Annotated in this window: 8 protein-coding genes; 4 read left to right on the top strand and 4 right to left on the bottom strand. The window is 47.8% G+C overall.

Annotated features, from left to right (window positions below):
• Window positions 1–139: 139 nt before the first annotated feature.
• Window positions 140–403 (bottom strand): NblA/ycf18 family protein, encoded by a 264-nt coding sequence (locus QT992_RS33620; protein WP_445301031.1) that lies wholly within the window; start codon window positions 401–403, stop codon window positions 140–142.
• A 135-nt stretch (window positions 404–538) separates the two neighbouring features.
• Here QT992_RS33620 and QT992_RS15620 point away from each other — a divergent pair, with 135 nt between their 5' ends.
• The 3 genes from QT992_RS15620 (at window position 539) to QT992_RS15610 (ending at window position 3,132) form a co-directional block, all read left to right on the top strand.
• Window positions 539–1,135 carry a phycobiliprotein lyase gene (locus tag QT992_RS15620; RefSeq protein ID WP_333231532.1) on the top strand — a complete coding sequence of 199 codons (597 nt, stop codon included), beginning with the start codon at window positions 539–541 and terminating at the stop codon, window positions 1,133–1,135.
• A 265-nt stretch (window positions 1,136–1,400) separates the two neighbouring features.
• Window positions 1,401–2,159, top strand: coding sequence for a phycobilisome rod-core linker polypeptide (locus QT992_RS15615; protein ID WP_333315845.1), 759 nt, complete (start codon window positions 1,401–1,403; stop codon window positions 2,157–2,159).
• A 286-nt stretch (window positions 2,160–2,445) separates the two neighbouring features.
• On the top strand, window positions 2,446–3,132 hold the full coding sequence (locus QT992_RS15610; RefSeq protein ID WP_333315846.1) for an NERD domain-containing protein: 687 nt from the start codon (window positions 2,446–2,448) through the stop codon (window positions 3,130–3,132).
• A gap of 845 nt (window positions 3,133–3,977) precedes the next feature.
• Here the strand turns inward: QT992_RS15610 and QT992_RS15600 are convergent.
• Genes QT992_RS15600 through QT992_RS15590 form a run of 3 tightly spaced genes read right to left on the bottom strand, consistent with a single transcriptional unit; the run spans window position 3,978 to window position 5,225 of the window.
• The gene (locus QT992_RS15600) at window positions 3,978–4,379 is read right to left on the bottom strand and encodes a biopolymer transporter ExbD (protein ID WP_333315847.1); all 402 of its coding nucleotides are present in this window, start codon (window positions 4,377–4,379) and stop codon (window positions 3,978–3,980) included.
• Window positions 4,363–5,022, bottom strand: coding sequence for a MotA/TolQ/ExbB proton channel family protein (locus tag QT992_RS15595; protein ID WP_333337317.1), 660 nt, complete (start codon window positions 5,020–5,022; stop codon window positions 4,363–4,365). The genes QT992_RS15600 and QT992_RS15595 overlap by 17 nt, the downstream gene beginning before the upstream one ends.
• Before the next feature lie 20 nt (window positions 5,023–5,042).
• Complete coding sequence (locus QT992_RS15590; protein ID WP_333315849.1) at window positions 5,043–5,225, bottom strand: hypothetical protein; 183 nt, start codon at window positions 5,223–5,225, stop codon at window positions 5,043–5,045.
• A 567-nt stretch (window positions 5,226–5,792) separates the two neighbouring features.
• Here QT992_RS15590 and QT992_RS15585 point away from each other — a divergent pair.
• On the top strand, window positions 5,793–7,316 hold the full coding sequence (locus QT992_RS15585; RefSeq protein WP_333337315.1) for a TonB family protein: 1,524 nt from the start codon (window positions 5,793–5,795) through the stop codon (window positions 7,314–7,316).
• Window positions 7,317–7,379: the final 63 nt, after the last annotated feature.

Raw genomic sequence — 7,379 nt, 5'->3', positions numbered from 1 at the left:
ATGGTTGTGGGAACATTGGTAGAAAAGTAGCGATAATGCTTGGACTCGATCTAAGCGGAATCGGTAGGGGTGCTTTGTCAGCGCCTTTAAGACTTAAATTATGGTCTTAAGAATCCCCGCAGCTTCAGCGCGGGGAGTGTCAAATATTCTTCATCCAATGCTTGAACAGGTTTTCTTTGACCATACTTTGCCGCATAACTTCGAGCAAGTATTCCTGAGCTTGGTCTTGGCTTAACCTTTTGACTTCTTCGCGCAGCACTTGAAGTTTGAACTGCTGTTCCATGCTGAGGCTGGTTGTAGGCATATCCATAAATCGCTCCTCCAGTTTGCTGAGATTGATGCGAAATTGATCGGAATGACGTTTCGCAGGATTTGTTGTGTCTCCTACATTGTAAACTATCATAACATTCCCTTGACAATATGTCCAAAGTAGACATTTTGAAACTAATTTGTGTCGCAAAAGTACATCAAAGTGGGGGGAGCCTTATCATAAAAAGGCGTAAAGACAGGGAAGCCTAAGCCAAAGGAGCTAGTTCGTATGGATGCAATGGAGTTTTTTCAAAGCAGTGCTGGGGAATGGCGTTCTCAGCGCAGCACTCACCACCTCGCTTTCCGCCAAGCGGAGATTGGGGATTCAAATATTCAGGTAACGGCCCTGGGTGCGGATGACGCGCGAGTGGCCGATATTTGCAAGATGCACGAAGTCGATCCGAGCCGGGCTGCTGGGGGGGCTTTTGTGACTTGGCACGGCTCGATGGCGTGGGATAAGGATGATGAGAATCATAAAGGGTCTACAGTGTTCGCGATCGTCCCCGATCCTGAAAATCCCCGGCAGGGCTTGATGTTGCGGGAACGGGGCTATGCGGAAATTGTGCCGGTGGCTGGCCGTTTTGAGATGGATGATGAGGATGGGCTGCTGCTGATTACCGAATACGAGACGATGAGTTCGATCGAGCGTTTCTGGTTTGCCAATCCGAACGTGCGGATGCGGACGAGTACGGTAAAGCGCTTTGGCGGTTTCAGCACATCGACTTTTTGTACCGAAATTCGGGTGCAACCAGACTCGGATGCAACATCAGAAGCAGCAGCAGATCAAGTGGCCGGCAGCGAGTTTTATTCGGCTCTGGGTTGGTAATTTGGCTGTGGGATGTTGACTGTTGACTGTTGACTGTTGACTGTTGACTGTTGACTGTTGACTGTTGACTGCTGACTGCCCACTGCCCACTGCCCACTGACAACTGACAACAGTCAACAAATGTTACAGATTGTTGCAAAAATTCAGGAAAATCAGATTTAGATTGCGGGAATCCCCTAATCTGTATGTTGGTTAGTTGTATCCGTTATGCTGGCAGCTCGCGGTGTCAACTATTTCTGAAATTTGAGATAACGGAGATTTTAACGTGGCGCTTCCTTTATTAAGCTACGCCCCCAAGAGCCAAAACCAGCGCGTTGCGGGTTTTGAAGTAGGGGGCGACGAGCAGCCGAGAATTTTCACAACTGAAAATGTGCTCTCGTCTGGAGACATGGATAATTTGATTTGGGCTGGATATCGCCAGATTTACAGCGAACACCAAATCCTCAAGAGCAACCGCCAAAAGTCTTTGGAGTCGCAACTCAAGTTCGGCCAAATTACTGTGCGGGACTTTATTCGCGGTTTGGCGACTTCTTCTCCTTTCTTGGAGCGGAATTACCAAACTAACAGCAACTATCGGTTTGTAGAAATGTGCGTGCAGCGCATTTTGGGCCGGGATGTTTACAGCGAGCGCGAAAAGATTGCTTGGTCGATCGTGGTAGCCAATAAGGGGCCTCAAGGCTTTATTGACGAGTTGGTCAATAGCGAAGAGTACCTGGAAAAGTTCGGCTATGACACAATACCTTACCAGCAGCGCCGAATTTTGCCTCAGCGAGTTGGAGGGGACACTCCTTTCAACTTGAAGACGCCTCGTTACAACGAGTACCACCGTTCGCAGCTTGGCTTCCCGCAAATCATCTGGCAGACAAGTGTTCGCCGTTTTGTTCCTCAAGAACAGCAGCCCAAGGCTGGCGATCCGTCGAACTATTTGGGTATGGCGCGCAATATGCCCATTCCTACTACTCCGCCGCAGCGCGTGGCTCTGGCTAATATCAATATCGAGACGATGGTTCCCCGTCGCCGGTAATTGATGCTGCCCTGATGCAATTATTTGTGTCGGGCGATCGACTGAATCGATCGGCTTTTAGGCTGAGAGAGTTTTGAGTCTTGAGTTTTGAGGTTTGAGTTTTTTGATAAACTTGGAATCCAAAACTCGGGACTCATAATTTTTTGTCATTAGTCATTAGTTATTAGTCATTAGTCATTAGTCATTAGTTATTAGTCATTAGTCATTAGTCATTAGTTATTAGTCATTAGGAAGAAAAATAATTCGACCTTTTCTCGTTGTTAACTATAAGTGCATAGGTGCATTTATGCAGCCGCAATATAACGAAGATGCTGGAAAACCATTGCGTCGCCATGCTCAACAGCTTCGTACCAAAGCCTTATACAGGTACGGTGCGGCGACAGGGCTAGTGTTGTTGCCACTGCTGGTATACGCGGTAGCACCTTTTGCTCCTTTATTTTTATTTTTGGTCGCGGCTATTTTGATAGGGGCATTAATCGCCCTTCCGTTGATTGAGGACGGGAAAACGTTTTGGAAGTCGTCTCAGAGATTTGACCAAGGGGCCTGTGGTGAAGAAAAGATTCAGCAAGTTTTGGAGTCCTTAATCCAATCTGGATGGATAGCTGAGTACAATTTAAGATTGCCGGAAGTAGGCGATATCGATGTGTGGCTGCGATCGCCTAAAGGAGTCAATTTTATCCTTGATGTGAAGTCTCACTCAACCGTAGTTCAGTTGGATGGGGATGTGCTCAAGCGTCTATCTTACGACGGGAAATTGATAGATTTTAAGAAAGATTTTCTGGCACAGATTGCCAACCAAGCTACGGCTATAAAAAAAGCTAAGAAGTTAACTAAGGTCACTCCAGTAGTTGTATTTAGCGATGCCAAAGTGATTTTGATCAACAAAAAAAAGATTAGGGGTGCTTACGTCATGGAACTGGGCAATCTGGTATCAAGGTTGCAAGAACTCGATCGCACCTATAAAACTAGATAAGATTGGGAGAAATGAGATAAACGGCTACCTTGATATGTTTGACATCAACAAATTTGCACACAGCAGTACATCCCAGACTTGCACTAGCATCTAACCCACATTCCGCACCCCCAACAGGCCCACACGCAGTTGGGGTGCCTCTTGAGAGTCCTTAGCCCAAGATAATAGTCAGTAAAAATACCCTGAATTCTGTGTCAGGAGCACATCAACCAGTTAGAGGACTCTCAAAATTGACCTTACGGGCATGATTCATATCTTTTTAATCTATAAAAACTCAAAAATCTGGTTCTAACTCAATACGGTTCAGTTAAGGAAAATTGTAACGCAAATGTTGGGCGGAGTGAAACCGAGGGTTCGTTCCACGGGCCCAACCTACGCACGATCGGTTTTTTTAGCACTAACCCAAGCGTATTGGTGGAACATCTTCCTCCCTATTCTCCAGAGTTACAACCAGCCGATCGGTTATGGAAATTGGTGGATGAACCGTTGGCTAATACTTGTGTTAAAACTATAGATGAACTCGAAACAATATTAGTTGAACGAGGTCGGTTGATCCAGGAGAATATGCAGGTATAAATTCGGAATCTAACCAACTATCATTGGTTAAGCTATGACTAATTTGTTTCAGACTTTTGAAAGCCGGATTCCGTATAATGTGCCGCCACAGGTTCAACAAGTTATTGAGAATAAAGTGGACAGCCAGTGATTAGGTTTCAACAAGCTTGGTTGACAGCCCCGCAAATTCGCCGCCGGGAGTCACCCCGCCAGCTTTTTGAGTACATTTGCACCGGGGAATTTCACTTTAAAAGTATGAGGGATTACAAATTAGGAATTATATTAGCTCTCTACTTTGCGGTAGCAATCCCTAACTTAGCTCCCTTAATTCGGCGTAATCGATCCATAACTTCCACCACATTTCCGTGATTGACGTTTTTATCCGCATTCAGCACAATTAATGAGCTCGGATTTGACCCCATTACCTGTCGCACTGTACTCTCAATCTGCTCTAAGTTGACTAACTTTTTATCAACCATTAATTTTCCCCGATCATCAATGGTGACGGTAATTTTAGCAGGCGAGTCCTGAACTTGAGAGGTTGAGGCTTTCGGTAAATTTACGGGCAAACCCTCGGATTTGGATAAAGACAGAGAGGAAACAATTAAAAACGTCAATATGGCGAAGACCACATCAATCATTGGCACGATGTTAATCTGGGGAATACTATCAGGTTCATCGGGTAGGCGCATAATTAGATTCTCTTGGTAATTTTTCGTAGCGGTGACGGTACAATAGCTCTAACTGGCCTCCAGCTTCCTGAATAAAAGCAAGCTGCTGTAAGTAAAACCCGCGAAACATATTGGCAAATAAGAGTGTAAAGATTGCCACAACTAACCCTATTGCCGTAGAGACGAGGGCTTCGCTAATCCCAGAAGTAACGCCTGCAGCATTGGTGTCCGTGGCATTCCCCAGTTTGAGCGAGGAAAAGGTGGTAATTAACCCCAAAACTGTTCCGAGCAACCCAAATAGTGGGGAAAGGCTGATAATGGTGTCAAGTATTGTATTGAATCGCTTCAGGATAGGGATTTCTGCCTGAGCGCCACTCTCTAGGGCCAAACGAAATTCTTCGATGTTGGGCGAGTCTAATTCTAAAGCTTCTAAAAAAATCCGGGCTAGGGGCAAATCGCCGTTTACTTGTAACTTTTTGATGGCGGAATCGGGGTTTTGACTGTAAAGCTGTAGCACTTCTCGCACCACTCGCCGCTGCCGCCGATTTACCCTAAACCAAAAGGCAAGACGCTCTACGATCAGCGCGACTGCTGCGATTGAGGAGGCCAATAGCGGCCAAGCAACAATGCCTGCGGCGCGAAAAATGTAAATGAAAGCATCCATTGATTTGTACTCTCGCTAGCTCAGTTGAATGATCGCAAGCTGCCTAATGGTGCAATTAGATCGAAGGCTGGTAGAGTTTCTGCGTCAAGTCGGCACAAGTGATTCAGACTGCGAATTGTTTCACTCAAGCGCGATCGCGATCGCAAGCGCGATCGCAAGCGCGATCGCACTACCTGTATGTGACTATCTTCGTCTGTACCCAAAATGCTCCTACTGCGATCTCGACCGAGATCGCGACAGATTGTTCTGCCAGTGCTTCTTTGCTAAATATTTGCGTTAGGACTTGACAATAATCTTCAATAATTTAAAAGATTCTCAACTAGGTTTCCACAAAATTTAGGGTTTGTCAAGTCATGCTCCACCCTGTTAAATAACAATGTGCTATTCAATGCTTATCTGAAATTATATTTACTTATTAATCAATTTTTAGGAAAAGCTTGAGAATGTGGAAATTTGTTGGTAAATTATGGGCTAGAGTATTGCGGTTAAGGCATTTTGGAACCTAGCCCTGCCCGACTCCGAACATTGACAGCACCCAGGAGAGCGACGTAGACGCCCCCAAAAGAAATGCTGAGGGGTAGCCTCTAGTCGCAATCTCAAAATTAAATAATGAAAATTAATTGCAAGAGTCTTGAACAGGGTGACAGTCTTCTTATAGGATGGGTAGGTTCATCATTGATAGCAAGCTCAACCCGCAGTTGGTAGCTTGTTTCGGGTTATGTCGGGGAGCCAGCGAGGATGTTGCCATCCATAAAGGAGAGTGAGAAGGCATGAGTTTTTCAAATATTTCGGCGACGCAAAGACAACAACAAGAAGAAGCTCTCAAAAAAGTTCTGGCGATCAGTCTGTTAGCCTCAACCTTACTGCACGGTGTCGCGCTGCCGTTGAGCCTCAAGTTCGTCAAACCTGCTGAATTTGCAGAGGATGCAATTGAAATTGTTGTGCTTGATGAGCCCAAAGTAGAGGAAACCGAGCCAGAGCCGACTATTCCAGAAAAGGCATCTCCCCCGCCTGACACGTTCAAACCAGAACCGCCACCAGAGCCAGCTCCCGCAGAGGAGCCACCGGTAGCGACAACGCCCCCGCCGATTCCAGAGGAGCCACCGGTAGCGGCAACGCCACCGCCGATTCCAGAGGAGCCACCGGTAGCGGTAACGCCACCGCCGATTCCAGAGGAGCCACCGGTAGCGGTAACGCCACCACCGATTCCAGAGGAGCCACCGGTAGCGGCAACGCCACCACCAGAGATTAAGAAAGAGCTGCCATTAACGGAAACTTCGCCACCAACTCCTATCGAGCCTTCCCCCCCACCTCAACAGGATTTCAATTCCCCAGAAACTCCTAAAACCCCGATCGCCAAGGAACCCGAAACCCCCTCGCCCGATCCTCCAAAAAGCGAACCACCCGTTACCGCCTCCCGCCCCAAAGGTGCTGAAAGTTCCACAGACTTTACAAAAGATGCTGGAAATCCCAACTCCTCCGACAGCCCTGAAAAAAATAACCCGCTCTCCTCGTCTGCTTCGGCGGGTAGCGGGGAGCCTTCTGATGAGCCATTAAATCCTTCTTCCGGGCCCATACAGCGATCGCCCGCGGCGGGCTCGCCAGTCACAGCTACTAGGCCAGGAGGCGGTGGTAACTCTGGAAATGCGATCGGCGATCTCACAAACCCCTCCTCCTCTGATAGCCCGGTCGGAAGTGCGTCGAACTCACCATCCGGTGCCAGCGAAAATGGCGACATACCTTCTGATGAGCCATTTGCGGCTGGTTCGGGGCGATCGCCCCGAACACCTGCGGCTCGGTCGCCAGTCACGGCCACCAGGCCAGGAGGCGGGGGAAATTCTGGAAGTGCGATCCCAGATGTAGGAAACCTCCCCTCCTCTGGTAGCCCGGTCGGAAGTGGGTCGAACTCATCACCCGGTGGAGGTGGAAATGGCGGCGGGGGTTCGTCAGGGCCATTTGGCAGCGGTTCGGGGCCGATGCCAAAACCGACAAATCCAGTCCGAGGGGGGAGTCCTTCGCGCCCGAACGGCGCGCATCTGGTCACTTGCATTAGTGGCTGCGGTAAACCTGAATATCCGATCGCAGCCAGAGAAGAAGGACGCCAAGGCCAAGTGGAACTCATTTGTGACATTGACCCCAATGGTAAGACATCCAACATCAAGATATTGACTCCTAGCAAATACAACGACTTGAATCGCGCCGCGATGAAACAAGTACAAGAAAGGAAATATGCGCCATCAGAGAGTGGCATTTCAGGAGAAAGAATAGTCATTATCTTCCGGCTCGATGACTAGGGATTTTTTTGAAACTCTAGCAATTTGGCTGGGGATTCTATAGCACCCTCCAAGGAATAGCAA

It is taken from the genome of Microcoleus sp. T3_D1 (assembly GCF_036700405.1).
Lineage (GTDB): Bacteria > Cyanobacteriota > Cyanobacteriia > Cyanobacteriales > Microcoleaceae > Microcoleus.
This window is presented reverse-complemented; position numbering and strand designations above follow the sequence as displayed.